This window comes from Micromonospora sp. NPDC047521 (assembly GCF_055587305.1).
This window is the reverse complement of the sequence record NZ_JBVJGN010000003.1, coordinates 61,292-78,492: the sequence shown is the minus strand read 5'-3', so window position 1 is coordinate 78,492 and position 17,201 is coordinate 61,292. Positions and strand designations below refer to the sequence as shown.

At 71.5% G+C, this 17,201-nt stretch carries 20 protein-coding genes; 9 read left to right on the top strand and 11 right to left on the bottom strand.

Annotated elements, in window-relative coordinates:
• Positions 1-17: 17 nt before the first annotated feature.
• Positions 18-377 carry a histidine triad nucleotide-binding protein gene (locus ACZ6N8_RS07955; RefSeq protein ID WP_466008465.1) on the bottom strand — a complete coding sequence of 120 codons (360 nt, stop codon included), beginning with the start codon at positions 375-377 and terminating at the stop codon, positions 18-20.
• Between the two features lie 43 nt (positions 378-420).
• Here ACZ6N8_RS07955 and ACZ6N8_RS07950 point away from each other — a divergent pair, with 43 nt between their 5' ends.
• Together ACZ6N8_RS07950 and ppk2 are read left to right on the top strand one after the other, a co-directional pair.
• The gene (locus ACZ6N8_RS07950; RefSeq protein WP_387123846.1) at positions 421-1,182 is read left to right on the top strand and encodes an SDR family NAD(P)-dependent oxidoreductase; all 762 of its coding nucleotides are present in this window, start codon (positions 421-423) and stop codon (positions 1,180-1,182) included.
• 58 nt (positions 1,183-1,240) lie between these two features.
• Entirely contained in the window at positions 1,241-2,152 is a 912-nt protein-coding gene (gene ppk2, locus ACZ6N8_RS07945; RefSeq protein ID WP_466008463.1) for a polyphosphate kinase 2, read from the top strand.
• Positions 2,153-2,156: 4 nt separating this feature from the next.
• Here the strand turns inward: ppk2 and ACZ6N8_RS07940 are convergent, their stop codons facing one another.
• The 3 genes from ACZ6N8_RS07940 to hrcA all read right to left on the bottom strand — a co-directional run bounded on the left by ACZ6N8_RS07940 (position 2,157) and on the right by hrcA (position 5,134).
• Positions 2,157-2,891: a 16S rRNA (uracil(1498)-N(3))-methyltransferase gene (locus ACZ6N8_RS07940; protein WP_466008461.1), complete on the bottom strand. Its 735-nt coding sequence runs from the start codon at positions 2,889-2,891 to the stop codon at positions 2,157-2,159.
• A gap of 1 nt (position 2,892) precedes the next feature.
• Positions 2,893-4,038 (bottom strand): molecular chaperone DnaJ, encoded by a 1,146-nt coding sequence (dnaJ, locus tag ACZ6N8_RS07935; RefSeq protein ID WP_192580165.1) that lies wholly within the window; start codon positions 4,036-4,038, stop codon positions 2,893-2,895.
• Between the two features lie 73 nt (positions 4,039-4,111).
• Complete coding sequence (hrcA, locus tag ACZ6N8_RS07930) at positions 4,112-5,134, bottom strand: heat-inducible transcriptional repressor HrcA (RefSeq protein ID WP_387123852.1); 1,023 nt, start codon at positions 5,132-5,134, stop codon at positions 4,112-4,114.
• Between the two features lie 227 nt (positions 5,135-5,361).
• On the opposite strand from hrcA, the gene ACZ6N8_RS07925 reads away from it, so the two are divergent.
• A complete protein-coding gene (locus tag ACZ6N8_RS07925) occupies positions 5,362-6,003 on the top strand; it encodes a DUF4870 domain-containing protein (protein WP_364362275.1) in 642 nt (213 codons plus the stop codon).
• A gap of 66 nt (positions 6,004-6,069) precedes the next feature.
• Here the strand turns inward: ACZ6N8_RS07925 and hemW are convergent, their stop codons facing one another.
• Positions 6,070-7,293: a radical SAM family heme chaperone HemW gene (gene hemW, locus ACZ6N8_RS07920; protein ID WP_466009132.1), complete on the bottom strand. Its 1,224-nt coding sequence runs from the start codon at positions 7,291-7,293 to the stop codon at positions 6,070-6,072.
• Positions 7,294-7,312: 19 nt separating this feature from the next.
• On the opposite strand from hemW, the gene ACZ6N8_RS07915 reads away from it, so the two are divergent.
• The gene (locus tag ACZ6N8_RS07915) at positions 7,313-8,122 is read left to right on the top strand and encodes an enoyl-CoA hydratase-related protein (protein WP_466008459.1); all 810 of its coding nucleotides are present in this window, start codon (positions 7,313-7,315) and stop codon (positions 8,120-8,122) included.
• Positions 8,123-8,177: 55 nt separating this feature from the next.
• Here the strand turns inward: ACZ6N8_RS07915 and ACZ6N8_RS07910 are convergent, their stop codons facing one another.
• A complete protein-coding gene (locus ACZ6N8_RS07910; protein WP_466008458.1) occupies positions 8,178-8,942 on the bottom strand; it encodes an SDR family NAD(P)-dependent oxidoreductase in 765 nt (254 codons plus the stop codon).
• 261 nt (positions 8,943-9,203) lie between these two features.
• Between ACZ6N8_RS07910 and ACZ6N8_RS07905 the strand changes: the two genes are divergently transcribed.
• Together ACZ6N8_RS07905 and ACZ6N8_RS07900 are read left to right on the top strand one after the other, a co-directional pair.
• Positions 9,204-10,061 (top strand): hypothetical protein, encoded by an 858-nt coding sequence (locus ACZ6N8_RS07905; protein WP_466009130.1) that lies wholly within the window; start codon positions 9,204-9,206, stop codon positions 10,059-10,061.
• Positions 10,062-10,280: 219 nt separating this feature from the next.
• Positions 10,281-11,183, top strand: a complete 903-nt coding sequence (locus tag ACZ6N8_RS07900; protein ID WP_088988074.1) for a phytanoyl-CoA dioxygenase family protein — start codon at positions 10,281-10,283, stop codon at positions 11,181-11,183.
• Between the two features lie 103 nt (positions 11,184-11,286).
• Here ACZ6N8_RS07900 and ACZ6N8_RS07895 read toward each other — a convergent pair whose 3' ends face one another.
• The 5 genes from ACZ6N8_RS07895 to ACZ6N8_RS07875 all read right to left on the bottom strand — a co-directional run bounded on the left by ACZ6N8_RS07895 (position 11,287) and on the right by ACZ6N8_RS07875 (position 14,746).
• Entirely contained in the window at positions 11,287-12,084 is a 798-nt protein-coding gene (locus ACZ6N8_RS07895; protein WP_466008455.1) for an ABC transporter permease, read from the bottom strand.
• Complete coding sequence (locus ACZ6N8_RS07890) at positions 12,081-13,004, bottom strand: ABC transporter ATP-binding protein (RefSeq protein ID WP_466008453.1); 924 nt, start codon at positions 13,002-13,004, stop codon at positions 12,081-12,083. The genes ACZ6N8_RS07895 and ACZ6N8_RS07890 overlap by 4 nt, the downstream gene beginning before the upstream one ends.
• Positions 13,001-13,372 (bottom strand): hypothetical protein, encoded by a 372-nt coding sequence (locus ACZ6N8_RS07885; protein WP_466008451.1) that lies wholly within the window; start codon positions 13,370-13,372, stop codon positions 13,001-13,003. Before ACZ6N8_RS07885 ends, ACZ6N8_RS07890 begins: the two co-directional genes overlap by 4 nt.
• Positions 13,372-13,962, bottom strand: coding sequence for a helix-turn-helix domain-containing protein (locus ACZ6N8_RS07880; RefSeq protein WP_466009128.1), 591 nt, complete (start codon positions 13,960-13,962; stop codon positions 13,372-13,374). The genes ACZ6N8_RS07885 and ACZ6N8_RS07880 overlap by 1 nt, the downstream gene beginning before the upstream one ends.
• Positions 13,963-14,110: 148 nt before the next feature.
• Positions 14,111-14,746 (bottom strand): MOSC domain-containing protein, encoded by a 636-nt coding sequence (locus ACZ6N8_RS07875; RefSeq protein WP_466008450.1) that lies wholly within the window; start codon positions 14,744-14,746, stop codon positions 14,111-14,113.
• A gap of 72 nt (positions 14,747-14,818) precedes the next feature.
• Between ACZ6N8_RS07875 and ACZ6N8_RS07870 the strand changes: the two genes are divergently transcribed.
• From ACZ6N8_RS07870 to ACZ6N8_RS07860, 3 genes are read left to right on the top strand one after another with little or no spacing between them, the layout of a single operon-like run.
• Positions 14,819-15,616 carry an ABC transporter ATP-binding protein gene (locus ACZ6N8_RS07870; protein ID WP_466008448.1) on the top strand — a complete coding sequence of 266 codons (798 nt, stop codon included), beginning with the start codon at positions 14,819-14,821 and terminating at the stop codon, positions 15,614-15,616.
• On the top strand, positions 15,613-16,374 hold the full coding sequence (locus tag ACZ6N8_RS07865; protein WP_466008446.1) for an ABC transporter permease: 762 nt from the start codon (positions 15,613-15,615) through the stop codon (positions 16,372-16,374). Before ACZ6N8_RS07870 ends, ACZ6N8_RS07865 begins: the two co-directional genes overlap by 4 nt.
• Positions 16,375-16,418: 44 nt before the next feature.
• Positions 16,419-17,198, top strand: coding sequence for a MerR family transcriptional regulator (locus tag ACZ6N8_RS07860; RefSeq protein ID WP_466008444.1), 780 nt, complete (start codon positions 16,419-16,421; stop codon positions 17,196-17,198).
• Positions 17,199-17,201: the final 3 nt, after the last annotated feature.

Here is a 17,201-nt window from a genome sequence, read left to right as displayed (position 1 = left end):
CGGGTTGGGGCCGGCCGTCACGACAGGTCCCGGGCGAGCATGGGTCCGAGCGGCGCCCCACCGAGCAGGTGTGCGTGCACGTGGAAAACCTCCTGCCCGCCGTACGTCCCGGTGTTGAACATCAACCGGAAACCGTCCCCGAGCAGCCCCTCGTCGTCCGCGACGACGGCGGCCGTGGCAAGCACCTCACCTGCCAGTCCCGGGTCGCCCTGGGCGAGGGTGGCGACGTCGGCGTAGTGCTCCTTCGGAATGACCAGGATGTGCACCGGGGCCTTCGGGGAGACGTCGCGGAAGGCGAGGGTGGTGGCGGTCTCCCGGACCACGGTGGCCGGGATCTCCCCGGCGACGATGCGGCAGAACAGGCAGTCGGATCCCATCCGGGCAGTGTAAGGAGGAAACGGCTACGGCAGGATGGCCGGCATGACGGATCGAGCGGTACTCGTGACCGGAGCTTCGCGCGGCATCGGCCGGGCGGTGGCGGAGGCGTTCGCGGCCAGCGGGGACCGGGTGGCGATCCACCACCGCGACTCCGCCGACGCGGCCGAGCAGGTCCGCGCCCACCTGCCCGGCACGGGGCACGTCGTGGTCCGCGCGGACCTCACCGACCCGGACGCGGTCCGGGTGATGGTCGACCGGGCGGCCGAACTGCTCGGCGGGCTCGACGTGCTTGTCAACAACGCCGGGATGTACGGCGACCGGGACGACCCGCACCCGATCTTCGGCGCCACCTACGAGGAGTGGCAGCGGCGCTGGCGGCAGGTGCTGGAGACCAACCTGACCGGCGCCGGCAACGTCACCTGGTGCGCCGCGCAGCACATGCGCGGGCGCGGCGGTCGGATCGTCAACGTCTCGTCCCGGGGCGCGTTCCGGGGCGAGCCCGAGCAGCCGGCGTACGGGGCCAGCAAGGCGGGACTGAACGCCTTGGGCCAGTCCCTCGCGGTGGCACTCGCGCCGTACGGCATCGCGGTGGCCACCGTCGCGCCGGGCTTCGTGGCGACCGACATGGTCACCGAGCATCTGCGCGGCGAGCAGGGCGCGGCGATCCGGGCGCAGAGCCCGTTCGACCGGGTGGCCCGGCCGGAGGAGATCGCCGCCGCCGTGCACTGGCTGGCCTCGCCGCAGGCCGAGTGGGCCTCGGGCACCATCGTCGACCTCAACGGCGCCTCCTACCTGCGCAGCTGACCGGAATCGTCGGCCCGGCGAGGGTGGTTGCCGCCGTCGGCGGGTAAGTGTCTGCGGCATGGCCGACTCCACGCTGCTGGACCTCGCCGCCGACTACCGGGTGGTCGACGGGCACGACGACGATCCGGTCCTGCTCCGCCCCGACGGCACCCCCGTCGAGACGTGGCGTGAGGACTACCCGTACGACGAGCGGATGGACCGCGACGAGTACGACCACCACAAGCGGCTGCTCCAGATCGAGCTGCTCAAGCTCCAGGACTGGATCAAGGAGTCCGGTGAGCGGCTGGTGATCCTGTTCGAGGGCCGGGACGCGGCCGGCAAGGGCGGCACCATCAAACGGTTCATGGAGCACCTCAACCCGCGCGGCGCGTCGGTGGTGGCGCTGGCCAAGCCGGACGAGCGCGAGGCGGGCCAGTGGTACTTCCAGCGGTGGATGGCGCACCTGCCGGCGGCCGGCGAGATGGTGCTGTTCGATCGGTCCTGGTACAACAGGGCCGGCGTCGAGCGGGTGATGGGTTTCTGCACCCGCAAGGAGTACCTGGAGTTCCTACGCCAGGCCCCGGAGCTGGAGCGGATGCTGGTGCGCTCGGGCATCAGGCTTGTCAAGTTCTGGTTCTCGGTGTCGCAGAACGAGCAGCGCACCAGGTTCGCGATCCGCCAGGTGGACCCGGTGCGGCAGTGGAAGCTGTCCCCCATGGACATCGCCTCGCTCGACCGGTGGGACGAGTACACCGAGGCCAAGGAGGCGATGTTCTTCTGGACCGACACGGCCGACGCGCCGTGGACGGTGGTGAAGGGCAACGACAAGAAGCGGGCCCGCATCGAGGCGATGCGGCACGTGCTGCACCGCTTCGACTACACAGGCAAGGACCCCGAGGTGGTCGGCACACCGGACCCGCAGATCATCGGGCCGGCCGGGCTGGACCTGGGGCCGGAGGAAGAGGTGGTGCCGGTCTTCCCGAGGCCCTGAACGGTCACCAGCGGCCGAGGCGGGTGGCGAGCACGCTGAGCGCCGCCACCCCGGCCGTCGAGGTACGCAGCACCGCCGGTCCGAGGCGTACCGGCCGACCACCGGCCTCGCGGAAGGCGGTCAGCTCGGCCGGGGCGATGCCGCCCTCCGGGCCGACCACCAGGACGATCTCCCCGGCGGTGGGCAGCTCGGCTGTGGTCAGCCGCTCCTCGGCCTCCTCGTGCAGCACGAACGCGGCGGCGGCGCCGGCGATCCGGCGGGCCACGGTCGCGGTGGACTCGTCAGGCGCACCGGCCACCACCGGCAGCCACGGCCGGCGGGCCTGCTTCGCGGCCTCTCGGGCGGTGGCCACCCACTTCTCCCGGGCCCGTACGCCCCGGTCACCTCGCCACTGGGCGACCGAGCGGGACGCCGCCCAGGGCACGATCTCGTCCACCCCGACCTCGGTCATCGCCTGCACGGCCAACTCGCCCCGATCGCCCTTGGCGATGCCCTGCACTGTGACGATCCGGGGTACGGGCGCGTCCGCGTACCCCCGGGAGGTGACGGTGACCTCCAGGCTGCCCCGGCCGACGGCGGTGACCACGGCGACGGCCGTGCCTCCCCGCCCGTCGGCGAGCAGCAGCTCCTCGCCGACGCGCAGCCGTTGCACTGTGGCGGCGTGGTGCCCCTCCGGGCCGTCCAGGGTCAGTGCGTCACCGGTGGGCAGCGCCTCGACCAGGAACAGCGGCGCGGACACCTCAGGCGTGCCCGTTGAACGCGTCGCGCATCCGGGAGAAGAAGCCGCCCTGCTTGGACAGCTCGGCGACCTCCTCACCACGGGTCTTGGCGAAGTCGCGAAGCATCTTCTCCTGGTCCGGGTCGAGCTTGGTGGGCGTGCGGACGTCCAGGTGCACGTAGAGGTCGCCCCGGCCGGTGCCGCGCAGGTGCGGCACGCCCCGGGCGCGCAGCCGCAGCGTGCTGGCCGGCTGGGTGCCGGCCTTGACGTCGACGGTCTCCTCGCTGTCAAGCGTCTTGATGGTGAGTCGGGTGCCCAGCGCCGCCGCGGTCATCGGCACGGTGACCCGGCAGTGCAGGTCGTCGCCCTTGCGGGAGTACACGTCGTGCGGGCGCTCGTGGATCTCCACGTACAGGTCGCCGGCGGTGCCGCCACCGGGGCCGACCTCGCCCTGCTGGGCCAGCCGGATCCGCATGCCGTCCTCGACGCCGGCCGGGATCTTGACGGTCAGCGAGCGGCGGGTCCGCACCCGGCCGTCGCCGGCGCAGGTGGGGCAGGGGTGCGGGATGGTGGTGCCGTAGCCCTGGCACACGGTGCACGGGCGGGCCGAGACGACCTGGCCGAGGAAGGTGCGCTGCACCGACTGCACCTCGCCCCGGCCGCCGCACGCCTCGCAGGTGGCCAGGTGGGTGCCGGCGGCCGTGCCGGCGCCGGAGCAGGTGGTGCAGAGCACCGCGGTGTCGACGGTGATCGGCGCCTCGACGCCGAACGCCGTCTCGTGCAGGTCCAGTTCGAGTCGCAGGATCGCGTCGGCGCCCGGCCGGGTACGCGGACGCGGGCCACGGGCGCCACCCGCCGCACCGCCGAAGAACGCGTCCATGATGTCCTGGAAACCGACGAACGGGCCGGCCCCACCGGGACCACCCGGACCGCCTGCGCCACCGCCACCCGGGGCGAGCGGGTCGCCACCCAGGTCGACGATCTGCCGCTTGCGGTCGTCCGAGAGGACCTCGTACGCGGCGTTGATGTCCTTGAACTTCTCCTGAGCCTCCGGGTCCGGATTGACGTCCGGGTGGAACTGGCGCGCCAGCTTGCGGTAGGCGCGCTTGATCTCGTCATCGGAGGCTTCCCGGCTCACACCGAGGATGCCGTAGTAGTCCCTGGCCACTGCGTTCCGTGTCCTCATGTTCGTCTCGCGTTACGCCGACCGGCGGCCGCAGCCGGCCGTCGGCCCTGACTGGTCAGTTCTGGGCCAGCAGCTCGCCCACGTAGCGTGCCACGGCGCGCACCATGGCGATATTGCCGGGGTAGTCCATCCGGGTGGGCCCCAGCACCCCCAGGCCGCCGACGATCGTGGCGCCCGGGCCGTACCCGGTGCTGACCACCGAGGCGGCCCGGAGGTTGTCGAACTCGTTCTCGTCGCCGATCAGCACCCGGGTCGTGCTCGGCTCGGTCTCGCCGATCAGCTTGAGGAGCACCACCTCCTCCTCCAGGGCCTCCAGGATGGGCCGCAGCGAACCCTGGAAGTCGAGCAGGCCGCCCCGGGTGAGGTTGGCGGTGCCGGCCAGCGCGATGCGTTCCTCGTGCCGCTCGACGAGCGTCTCCAGCAGGACTGTGGAGAGCGTGGTCATCGCGGGGCGCAGCTCGGACGACGCCTCCTCGACAAGCGCCTGCACCAGCGGCGGGGTGTCCGACAGGCGGGCGCCGGCGAGCTTCTCGTTCACCAGTCGACGCAGGTCGGTGACGTCGTCGGCGGGCACCGGCCCGGGCAGCTCCACGAGCCGCTGCTCCACCCGACCGGTGTCGGCGATCATGACGAGCATCAGCCGGGTCGTGGAGATCGGCACCAGCTCCAGGTGCCGTACCGAGGAGCGGGCCAGGCTCGGGTACTGCACGACCGCCACCTGCCGGGTCAGCTGGGCGAGCAGCCGTACGGTGCGGTGCACCACGTCGTCGAGGTCGACCGCGCCGACGAGGAAACGCTCGATGGCCCGACGCTCGGCCGGGCTGAGCGGCTTGACCCGGGACAGCCTGTCGACGAAGAGCCGGTAGCCGCGGTCGGTGGGCACCCGCCCCGCACTGGTGTGCGGCTGCCGGATGTAGCCCTCCTCCTCCAGCACGGCCATGTCGTTGCGGACCGTGGCCGGGGAGACCCCGAGCTGGTGCCGCTCGACGAGCGCCTTGCTGCCGACCGGCTCCTGGGTGGAGACGTAGTCCTCGACGATGGCGCGGAGCACGGCGAGCTTTCGGTCGTCGAGACCCATCCTCCGCACCTCCTGTCGCACGTCGGCCGCCGGCGCGACCTCAAGCCGGCGGACCGTCCTGGCACTCGACTGTAACGAGTGCCAGTCTACGTCGGCGCCCCCGCCAGCGCGATGATCAACGACAGCTCGTCGGTGCGGTGCGTACCACCCGGCTCGGTCCGATCGGCCCGGCCGGCGGGCGGTGTCGCTCTGGTGCGGCGTTGCCAACGGCACCTACCGTGACACCCATGACTGAACCTCCTCGCCCTCCCGGAGCGGGAGACCCCGGCAACTATCCGCCGGAGCCGACCTCACCGAGCTCGCCCTCATCGGCCGAGCCACCCACCGCACCACTGTCCGGGGCACCCGGCCCGGGCGGCTATCCCCCGGCCGGTGGCTATCCGCCGCCCACCGGTGACCAACCGCCATCGGGCGGCTACCCTCCGCCGGGTGGCTACCCGCCCGGGGGCTATCCCCCGGCCGGAGGCAACCCCGCTGGCGGCTATCCGACCGGCGGAGCCTACGGCGGCCCCGGTGGCGGCTACGCCAACAACGAGGACAAGACCTGGGCGCTCGTCGCGCACTTCGGCGGGGCCGCCGGGATGATCGTCAGCGGTGGCGTGCTCGGCTGGATCGGCCCGCTGGTGGCGCTGCTGGCCCGGGGCAACCAGTCCCCCACGGTCCGTACGCACGCCGTGGCGGCGCTCAACTTCCAGCTCCTCTGGTCGATCATCGGCCTGGTCGGCTGGGTGCTGTCCTGCATCGTGATCGGGTTCATCCCGGTCGCGGCGGCCGTGATCCTCGGCGCCGTGTTCGGCATCATCGCCGGCATCAAGGCCAACGAGGGGCAGTTCTACCGCTACCCGCTCTCCGCCAGCTTCATCAAGTGACGCCGGGCCGGCCGCTCCCCCGGCCGGCCCGTCGCACGGCTCCGCCGGCCGGGGCTGCACTCCGGCTCAGGGCAGCAGGTCGCGGACCACGGCGTCGGCGAGCAGCCGGCCACGCAGGGTGAGCACCGCCCGACCTGCCGCGTACCTCCGGGCGTCGAGCAGACCGTCGGCCAACGCCCGTTCCGCGCCGGCCCGCCCGGTGGCGTCGAGCACCGCCAGCGGCAGGCCGCTGGCGAGCCGCAGCCGGAGCATGACGTCCTCCATGTGCGCCTCGCCGGGGGTGAGCACCTCCCGGGCCAGGCCGGGCGACGCGCCGGCGGCCAGCCGCTGGGCGTACGCCGAGGGGTGCTTGACGTTCCACCAGCGCACCCCGCCGACGTGGCTGTGCGCCCCCGGTCCCAGCCCCCACCAGTCCGCGCCGGTCCAGTAGAGCAGGTTGTGCCGGCACCGGGCGTCCTCGCCGCTTGCCCAGTTGGAGACCTCGTACCAGGACAGGCCTGCCGCGTCGAGGGCGGCCTCGGCGGCCAGGTAGCGGTCCGCGGCGACGTCGTCACTGGGGTACGCCAGCTCGCCGCGCTTCATCCGGGCGGCGAGCCGGGTGCCGTCCTCGACGATCAGGGCGTACGCGCTGACGTGGTCCACCCCGGCGGCGACGACCTGCTCCAGCGAGGCGGCGAAGTCCTCGGCCCGCTCCCCCGGGGTGCCGTAGATCAGGTCCAGGTTCACGTGCTCGAACCCGGCGTCGCGTGCCTCAAGGGCGGCGGCGGTGGCCCGGCCGGCGCTGTGTCTGCGGTCCAGGATCGCCAGGACCCCCGGGGAGGCGGACTGCATGCCCAGCGAGATCCGGGTGTAGCCGGCGTCGCGCAGCAGCTTCAACGATTCCGGGGTGACCGACTCGGGGTTGGCCTCGGTGGTCACCTCGGCGTCGGCGGCAAGCCCCCAGGTGCTGTCGATGCCGTCGAGGATGCGGGCCAGGTCGTCGGCGGGGAGCAGGGTGGGCGTGCCGCCGCCGACGAAGACCGTGTCGACCCGGGGCGGCGGGGTGTCGCCGAGCACCCGGGCGGCGAGCGCCAGCTCGGCCAGGACGGTGTCGGCGTACCCCTCGCGGCTGGCGCCGCCGCCCAGCTCGGCAGCCGTGTACGTGTTGAAGTCGCAGTAGCCGCAGCGACTGGCACAGAACGGTACGTGGACGTACACCCCGAAACCGCGCTGACCGACCGCGGTGGTGGCGGTGGCGGGCAGCGATCCGTCGACGGGGACGGTCTCACCATCTGGAAGGACGCCGGGCATGGCCACTAGTGTGCCCGGCATGACCTCTCCCGACGTCCTCGTGCGGGTCGCCACGGCCCGCGGGGTGACCACCCTCACCCTGGACAGCCCGCACAACCGCAACGCGCTCTCCACGGCCCTGATGACCCAACTGCTGGCAGGGCTGGCCGACGCCGTCGCCGACGACGCGGTCCGGGCGATCGTGCTCGACCACGCCGGCCCGGTGTTCTGCTCGGGGGCCGACCTGAAGGAGACCGCCGCCGCGTACGCCAGCGGAACCGTCCCCGCCGCGATGCTGGGTGACGTGCTCGCCGCGCTGTGGGACTGCCCGAAGCCGGTGCTGGCGCGGGTGGGCGGTCCGGCGCGGGCCGGTGGGCTGGGTCTGATCGCCGCCGCCGATCTGGCGGTCTGCGCCGACGAGGCGACGTTCGCGTTCACCGAGGTGCGGATCGGGGTGATCCCGGCGGTGATCTCGGCGACCGTGCTGCCCCGGCTGCACCCGCGTGCCGCCGCCGAGTTGTACCTGACCGGGGACACCTTCGACGGGCGGCGGGCCGCCGAGGTCGGCCTGGTCACGGCCTCGGTGCCGGCGGACGGGCTGGACGACGCGGTACGGCGCTACTGCGACTCGCTGGTCCGTGGCGCCCCGGCCGCGCTGGCCGGCGCGAAGGAGCTGCTGCGCCGGCCGGGCACCGCCGAACTGCGCGCCGACCTGGCCCGGCTCTCCGCCCTCTCGACCGGCTTCTTCCTCTCCGACGAGGGGCTCGAGGGGATCATGGCCTTCCGGGAGAAGCGATCGACTCGTTGGGTGGCCGCTCTGGACGCTGGTTCCCCTGATCATTCCGGGTAGGACCACGGCCACCGGGACGCCGCCGCGAGTGGTGGCGTCCCGGTCACCTGTCCGGTCACCAGGCGGTCGCGCCGCCGTCGACCGGGTAGTTCGCCCCGGTGATGTACGACGCCCGGTCGGACGCCAGGAAGACCACCAGCTCGGCGACCTCCTCGGGGCGGGCGAACCGCTTGAGGAGCGTCTTGCTGGTGATCGCGTCCCGGGCCGCCTGGTTGTCGCCGAGGTCGCGTTCGCTGGCCGGGGTGAGGATGGGCCCGGGGCTGACCGCCACCGAACGGATCCCGTGCGGCGCGCCCTCGAGCGCGAGTTGCCGGGTCAGGCCGATGACGCCTGCGTTCGCGGCCGTGTGGCCGACCATCGGGGGGACCTGACCCGCGATCATCCCGGCCATCGAGGCGGCGTTGATGATGACGCCGCCGCCGCGCCGGACCAGGTGCGGCCAGGCGAACTTCGACACGAAGTACGGGATGTCGAGTTCGCCGGTGATGGTGTACCGCCAGTCCTCGACGGAGAAGTCGGGCATCGGACCGAAGCGCAGCGCGGCCGCGTTGTTGTAGACCACGTCGAGCCCGCCGTACGTCGCGGCGGCGTCCTCGACGAGCCTGCGTACCTGCTCCGGGTCGGTGAGGTCGACGGGCGCGATGCCTGTCATCTCGCCACCGGCGGCCCGTACGAGCTCGACCGTCTCGTTGTTGCCGTCGACCTGGAGGTCGGCCCCGACGACCTTGGCGCCCTCGCGGGCGAAGGCCAGCGCCGAGACGCGGCCGAGACCGCCGCCGGTGCCGGTGACCAGCACTACCTTGCCGTCAAGCGTTCCCATCTGAACCCTCCTTGCCGGTCCGGGACCCGTCGCCGACTCCCGGCTGTTGACGTGTCAATCGCTTAAGTCGTCGGCCGGTCGTGGGCTTCCCGGGACCAGGGGCCCGGTGACGCGGCAGACAGGCCGGCGGGGCAGGTGAGATCCGCGCGGAACAGGGAAGTTCCCGATCGGGTACGCGCCGGCAGAGCCGACCCCGAACCGGTCGGACGACCCGGACGGCGCCACCGGGACGTAGGCTTGTCGAACTGTGTCGACGAGGGGGTGTGGGTGCGAACTCGGGCAGCCGTGGCGGGTGGAGTGGTGCTCATCCTTGTCGCCGTGATCGGAATCTGGCTCGTCGTACGACAGGCCGGGGACCGTCTGCAACTGCCCCTGGCCCGCAAGTGCACGGTCCAGGCCGACGGCCGGGTGGCGCTGGACGCCGACCAGATGGCCAACGCGGCGACAATCGCGGCGATCGGGGCGCAGCGGGGCATGCCCGAGCGGGCCGTGGTGGTCGCGCTGGCCACCGCGTACCAGGAGTCGGGGCTGCGGAACCTCGCCGACGGCGACCGGGACTCGGTGGGCCTGTTCCAGCAGCGGCCGAGCCAGGGCTGGGGCACCCAGGCGCAGATCCGCGACCCCCGGTACGCGGCGAACCGCTTCTACGCGGCGCTGAAGAAGGTGCGCGGCTGGGAGAAGATGCGGGTCACCGACGCCGCCCAGCGGGTGCAGCGTTCGGCGTTCCCCGAGGCGTACCAGAAGTGGGCCGACGAGTCAGAGGTGCTCAGCCGGGCACTGCTGGGCGAGGCCACCAGCGCTGTCGCCTGCACGGTGGGGCGTACCCCGGTGATGCGGGGCGCGGCCGCTGCCGCGCAGTTGACCCACAACCTGAAGCTGGACTGGGGGTTGTCCGGCACCGACGGGGCCGACCTGACCGGGCTGACGGTGCCGGCCGCCGACCAGCGCGACGGCTGGCGGTACGCGCACTGGCTGGTTTCGCACGCCCAGGACCACGGTGTGAAGCGGGTCCGCTTCGGCGGCCGGGAGTGGACGGCCCGCAACGGCACGTGGGGGCCGGTGGACGGCGAGCAGGGGCCGGCCGGGCAGGTGCTGGCGGAGGTCTTCGCCGAGGGGTGAGCGCCCGGATCTCCTAACCGGCAGTCACCGCACAATCGGGCATCGCGCTACGTAACGCCCAATTGATCATAGGGATGTCACTCTTCGCAGTAGAGCCGCTGCACAAGGTCCGACCCGGGTCCGCCCGCGTCGTACGCCCTCCCCGATGTCTGGACAGCCGCGTTACGATCGGCGGCCTGTGCCAGAAATGGTTTCACCTCATGGGGAGGGTACGACGCGGTGTTCGATTACGGCGACCGGACCGGCTACGAACCGATCAGCGACACTGACCGCAAGGAGTTCCACGAGCAGGGCTTCCTCCTGCTGCGCAACGTCCTGACGGAGGACCACCGGGCGGCGCTGGAGGCGGCTGTCGACCGCGTCTACGCGGAGGAGCAGGCCAAGGGCACCACCAAGAAGGACGGCACCCTGCACCTGCTGGGCTTCCTGGAGCGCGACGAGCTCTTCGGTGAGCTGCTGACCCACCCGATCGCCTTCCCGTACATGTGGGGGCTGGCCGGCTGGAACATCTACACCCACCACAACCACCTGGACGTCACCCCGCCGGCCGCCGAGCCGGAGAAGCCCTACTGGGGCTGGCACCAGGACGGGTACCGGCAGAACTCCGACCCGGAGACGATGGACCCGAACCTGCCCCGGCCGATGTTCTCGCTGAAGGTCGCGTACGTGCTGTCCGACCTCTCCGAGACCGGCCGCGGCGCCACCAAGGTCATCCCGGGCAGCCACCTGTGGAACTCGCTGGACCGGCCCAAGGACCTCAGCGTGCACAACCCCGACCCGGAGGGCACGGTGGAGATCACCGCGAACCCGGGCGACGCCTTCATCTTCGACCGCCGGCAGTGGCACTCCCGGTCGACGAACCTGTCGACCATCACCCGCAAGATGCTGTTCGTCGGCTACACCTACCGGTGGATCCGCCCGCTGGACGAGCTGCACCCCGACGTGAACGGTGAGTGGTACCGCAACCGCACGCCCGTGCAGCGCCAGCTGATCGGTGAGGGCACCCACACCGCCAACTACTGGGGCATCAACTGGGACGGGTACGTCGACGACGAGATCCCGCTGCGCAAGGAGCTCAAGGAGCGCGGTCTGCTCGACCGCAACATCCCCTGGCTGCGCTGACCTCAGAACAGGAACGGCTGACGACGGCCGGGCATGCAGGGGAAGTGTCCTCCTGCCGCCCGGCCGTCGCCGTGTCGGGCCGGCGTTGCCCGGGCCCGGGTGGTCAGGTGATGTCGCGACGCATCGGGACGAGCACGGCGATCACCGAGGCGGTCAGCGCGTACGCCGTGAGCAGGAGGGCACCGGCCGCCGGTGGGAGCAGGTGGACGGCCTCGCTGCCGAGCTCTGCGGACATCGCGTCGGCGAGGTAGGTGAAGTCGGTGAGCGCGGCGGTGGCTCCGCCCGGCAGGACCGGGTAGAGCGTGTTGACACCGGGGATCATCATGAGCACCGGCTCCCCCACGTACAGATAGCCGGTCACGACACACAGCGCCGCGATCTGGTGGTGGACGAGGGCACCGACCCCCGCCCCGAGGAGCAGGTAGACCGCCATCGCGGCGGCGATGCGGCCCAGCAGCGCCAGCACGGTGGTGACCGGCAGACCGAGTGGGACGCCGCGGGCGGCGGCGACAGCGAACAGCGCCACCGCGGCAGTGCCCGCGAGGACGATCCCGTAGGCGAGGCCGAAGACCGCGTAGGTGGCGAGTTTCGCGGCGAGCACCCGCCCACGGCGCGGCGCGAACAGGAACGTGACGGCGGCGGTGCGGTGTCGATACTCGGATGTGACGGCGAAGGCCCCGGCGGCTGCCGGCACGAACGCGGTGTAGCCGAGGATGCCGAGGATCGCGCGGAGGCCGGCCTCGGTGTCCAGGCCCGGCATCGGGGGGTCGAAATTCTCCGGGCCCGCCAGCGCCATGGCGCCGAACAGGCCGCCACCCAGCACCGCGGCGGTCAGGAGCAGTCCACCCCACATACGGGTGGCCAGCAACCGACGGAACTCCGCTCTGATCACCAGGTTCATCGGGTGGCCGCCTCGTCCCTGGTGAGATGGAGAAACAGGTGTTCCAGGCTGGTGCTCTCGACCACCAACTCGTGCACCCGCAGGTGGCGGGCTGCGGCACGGTCGGCGATGCCCGGCGCGTCCAGCCCACGCACCCGCAGCCGGTCGGGCCCGATGGCTTCGACGTCCGGGACGGCGCCACCATCGGTGGGGCCCGCCGTCAGTACGGCCGCGAGGGCGTCGGCGTCGGGTGAGGTGACCAGCACTGCGGCCGGGCCGGCGAGCCGGGAGCACGGCCCGGCGGCGACGAGTTCGCCGCGACGGATCACCACGACGTCGTCCACGAGCTGCTGGATCTCGCCGAGCGCGTGACTGGAGATCAGGACGGTGCGACCCCGGTCGGCCAACTCGCGCAGGAAACCGCGCAGCCAGGACATGCCCTCCGGGTCCAGGCCGTTGCCGGGTTCGTCCAGCAGCAGTACGCGGGGGTCGCCGAGCAGCGCGGTGGCGAGGTTGAGCCGCTGGAGCATGCCTGTGGAGAAGCCGCGAGTCCGGCGATCGGCGGCCCCGGTGAGGCCGAGCAGGTCGAGCAGGTCGGTGACCCGGCTGTCCGGATGTCCGCCCATCGCGGCGTACACACGCAGGTGGTCGCGAGCGGTGTGGCCGGGGTGGAACGCGGTGGCGTCGAACACCGCACCGACGGTGCGCGACGGCCGAGCCAGTTGGCGGTACGGCTGCCCGCCGATCGTTGCGGTGCCGCTGGTGGGCGTCACCAGCCCGGTCATCATGCGCATGGTGGTGGTCTTGCCGGCGCCGTTCGGGCCGAGGAAGCCGGTGACCACACCGGGTTCCACGGTGAAGCTCAGATCCCGCACTGCGGTGACGTCGCCGAAGCGCTTCGTCAGGCGCGACACCTCGATGGCGAGCCCGTCGCCGGTCATCGGCGGGCCGCCAGCGCACTCTTGATCGTGGCAACGAGGCCGGGTGCCGCCGGGCTGGAGAGCACGACCTCGTCGAACTCACCGCCGCCCGTCGACCGGTCCAGGACGAGGTGCACCCCGGGCTCCCCCCGGCGGGCCGCCACGAGCTGTCGGGGGCCGCCGAACACGCCCCAGACACCGATCTTGGCGAAGCCGGACACCGCGTACCCCCGGCGGGCGCCACGGGCCAGCCGGAGCGGACGCTCCTCCAGGTCGACCCGCCGCACCGCTGTGAGAGGCACCGCGAGCTGATCCCGCCCCGTCCACACCCGCTCCCATCCGGTGAACCGAATGTCGATCACGTCGTTGGTCACCATGACCGATGCCATCAGCCGTTCCCCTTCGTTGGTTCGGAATCGTCAGCCGGCGCCGGACGATCTGTCGTCGGCGGGTCGGTCGGCAGCAGAACGGTCGCCAGCAGGCGGCTTGTCCGTCCGTTGCCGGGCTTGTTGGCCAGCAGCGGACCGACCAGCGCGTTGAGACCTGCGGCGAACTCGCCCAACTCGGCGTCGGTCAGGTGCAGCACGAGTTGCTGGTAGCCCACCCCGTCGGCGACGAAGTCGATCCGTTCCCGGGCGAGGTAGCGGGAGAACTCCGACAGCAGACTCGACACGAACGCCGTGAAGTAGCGAGCGTGGTCCTCCGGCGTGGCAGTGGCCAGGCTCGTGGGGTCGAGCGTCGCGCCCTGCGCGGGAAGCGCGTACACCCGCTCGACGGCACCGCGTATCTTGCGCTCCTCGACCACCTCGAGCAGCCCCGCCTTGACCAGGATCGCCAACTGCCGGTACATGGTGGCCTGCGGGACGTCGGGCAGCAGCTCGATCAGCGCCTGGGTGGTCAGGCGTGTGCCAGCGACCGCGCGCAGGATCCGGATCCGCACGGGGTGCAGCGCCAGATCGGCCCAGCGTTCTCTCGACATCTCCACGGTGCAAACATTATCACTATTGATAGTGAGAACGTTAGACCCTCATCCGTAGCCGCCCCTGCTCACGACATCGCGCGCCGCCCCTCAGGAGGGCGCCGTGGCGCTCACGTCCGAACGGCGGAAACCGGAGCCGCCCCGCGGATCAGCGTCCCAGCCGGCGGCGGGCCTTCTCCCGGATCTTCTCCGGCAGGTCCTCGGCGTCGAGCAGCCGGGGCAGCAGCTCGGGCTCCAGACTCGTCGCCCGGAACACCTCGCCGATGGTGACCCCGTGCGCGGGGCGTTCCACCACCTCGACCGGGTCGCCGGCGCCCACCTCCCCCGCACGCAGCACCCGCAGGTAGGCCCCCGGTGAGGCGCGGACTGTGAAGCGCCGGATCAGATCCGGAACGCCCCAGAACCCGGCGAACGTCGTGCACGGCGTACGCGGCATCGTCACCTGGAGCACCGCCGTGCCGACCGCCCACTGCTCGCCGATGACCGCCCCTGTCACGTCCACCGCGTAGGTGGTCAGGTTCTCGCCGAAGCCCCCCGGACGGATCGACCGGCCGATCTCGGCCGACCACCACGCGGCGTCCTCCTCGGCGTACGCGTAGACGGCCTTGTCCGGGCCGCCGTGCACGGCCCGCTCGCCGATGAAGTCGCCGGCGAGGCCCTCGGCGAGCACCGCCACCGGTCCGTCGACAGGCCGCTTGTCGATGCCGCTGCGACCGCTCGCGTCGCCGGCCCAGTCCGCCTCGGTCACGATCCCGAGGTTCACCGCCGCCACCCTGCCCGTCATGACCGTCAGCCTAGGTGAATCCGCGCTGCGGGCTTGACCTTGACGCTGCGTCAACCCTCCATGCTGTCTGCCATGAGCATTCCGCCAACAACCGATCAGGTCGAGCAGCCCGTGATCCACGTGCGAGGCCTGGAGAAGTCGTTCAAGCATGTGAAGGTGCTGCGCGGCGTGGACATCGACGTGGCACGGGGCAGCATCTTCGCCCTGCTCGGCTCCAACGGGGCGGGCAAGACCACTGTGGTGAGGATCCTGTCCACGCTGCTCAGGGCCGACGCGGGGACCGCGCGGGTCAACGGCTTCGACGTCGTGGCACAGGCCGTCCGCGTACGCGAGTCCATCAGTCTCACCGGGCAGTTCGCGGCGGTCGACGAGGTCCTCAGCGGGCGGGAGAACCTCGTCCTGGTCGCCCGTCTCCGGCACCTCAGATCCCCGGGTGCGATCGCGGACGACCTCCTGAAGCGCTTCTCGCTGACCGAGGCGGGCACCCGGAGGGTGGCGACGTACTCCGGTGGCATGCGACGCCGTCTGGACATCGCGATGAGTCTCATCGGGAATCCGCCGGTGATCTTCCTCGACGAGCCGACGACAGGCCTGGACCCGGAGGCACGCATCGAGGTGTGGCAGGCCGTCAAGGAGCTGGCCAAGGGCGGCACGACGGTGCTGCTCACCACCCAGTACCTCGACGAGGCCGAGCAGCTCGCCGACCGGATCGCGATCCTCCACGAGGGCCGGATCATCGTGGACGGCACCCTCGGCGAGCTCAGGCAGCTCCTCCCACCCGCAGAGATCGAGTACGTCGAGAAGCAGCCGAGCCTCGAGGACGTCTTCCTCACCCTCGTCGGCGCCCGAACGAACAAGGAACAAGGATGAACAAGCACTTCCTCGGCGACACCGCCATCCTGCTGGGACGGTCCCTGCGACACATCGTCCGCAGCCCGGACACCATCATCACGACCGCCATCATGCCCATCGCCTTCATGCTGCTGTTCGTCTACGTCTTCGGCGGCGCGATCGAGACCGGGTCCGACTCCTACGTGAACTACCTGCTGCCCGGCATTCTGATCATCACGATCGCCTCGGGCATCTCCTACACCGCATTCCGGCTCTTCCTGGACATGCAGGGCGGCATTTTCGAGCGGTTCCAGTCCATGCCGATCGCCCGGTCCTCGGTGCTGTGGGCACACGTCCTGACCTCGCTCGTCGCCAACCTGACCTCGCTCGTCGTCGTCGTCCTCGTCGCGCTCCTCATGGGCTTCCGTTCCGGAGCGGGCGTGACGGGGTGGCTGGCGGTGGCCGGCATCCTGCTCCTGTTCACCCTGGCGCTTACCTGGATCGCCGTGATCCCCGGCCTCACCGCGAAGTCCGTGGACGGCGCGAGCGCGTTCTCCTACCCGCTCATCTTCCTGCCGTTCGTCAGCTCGGCATTCGTGCCCACCCAGTCCATGCCCGGCCCGGTGCGGGCCTTCGCCGAGCACCAGCCGGTGACCTCCATCGTCAACGCGATACGGGACCTGTTCGCCAGGCAGCCGATCGGCACCGACATCTGGATCGCCCTCGCCTGGTGCGTCGGCATCCTCGTGCTCGCCTATCTGTTCGCCATCGCCACCTACCGTCGCAGGATCTCCTGAGCGGTGTCGACCGGAGCTGGGCGGATCACGGGCAGGATCAGAGCATGCTGACGATCGGTCAACTGGCGGCGTACGCCGGCGTCACCGTGCGGGCGGTGCGGCACTATCACCAGATCGGGCTCCTGCCCGAGCCGGAACGGGATGCCTCGGGTTACCGACGGTACGGCGCGACAGCAGCCGTGTCCCTCATCAAGATCCGCACCCTCGCCGACGCCGGCGTACCGCTGTCGCAGATCAGCCGGCTGCTCGAAGCCGACGCGTCAGCCTTCGCCGAAGCCATTCGGACCATCGACAACCACCTGCGCGCCGAGATCGAACGGCTGGAGACCAGCCGCCGACACATCGCTCAGCTCACCGCCGGGGACAGTCTGGCGCTCCCACCGGAGGTGGCCGCCTATCTCGATCGGCTCCGGAGCATCGGGGCGTCGGAGCGGATCGTGGAGGCTGAACGGGACGGGTGGATCCTGGTTACGGCGCGCTGGCCCGAGCGCATCGTCGAATGGATGCCCGGGAAAACCGCCCACCTCGACGATCCTCAGGTCGTCCGGCTCTATCGGGTGCTGTCGGAGATCTTCGACGATGACGTGCAGGACGACCCGCGTCTGGCGGAGGCCGCCGACATCATGGCGTGCCTGGCAGAGCAGGCGTACGCCGCAGGTGAGGTCATTGTCGGTGAGGAGGCCGACGATGATCTCCCCCACGACCTGCTCGACGCGCTCGCCGTCGAGTCCGACCCGCGGGTGGAGCGGCTGCGGGAGCTGATGCGCGAGCGCGGCTGGTCCGGTTGGAACCGGACGGAGCGGCTGGCGGAGCCGCCCGCCTGACCG